Source organism: Pseudomonas persica, assembly GCF_900291015.1.
Taxonomy (GTDB): domain Bacteria; phylum Pseudomonadota; class Gammaproteobacteria; order Pseudomonadales; family Pseudomonadaceae; genus Aquipseudomonas.
The window spans coordinates 1-256 of record NZ_OLKL01000236.1 but is presented as its reverse complement, the minus strand read 5'-3'; the positions used below and the strand labels follow the sequence as shown (position 1 = coordinate 256).

General features: G+C 64.1%; 1 pseudogene. It reads right to left on the bottom strand.

Features of this window, described 5'->3' with window-relative positions:
• Window positions 1-256: pseudogene (locus FQ664_RS27600) on the bottom strand (hypothetical protein); the annotation flags it as partial.

Below are 256 nucleotides of genomic sequence, written 5' to 3'. Positions count from 1 at the left end.
CCCGAGCAGCGTGTCACGGCGGACGGCGAAAGTGTTGTCGGCGCTACCGGCAAGGATTGCCGGCATCAGGACTATCGCGGAAGTGATTAGCGCTTCTGAGATACCCGAGGGAAGCGTGGCCAGGGTGGCCGGCTTGCCGCCGCCGCCCGAGGTGTCACCGCGGACGCCCGGATCGGTCTCGGTGATCTTCAGTTCAACGAAATTCGGCGGCTGCACGAAGATCGGCGAACCGTTGAACAGGGTCACGATGCAGGAC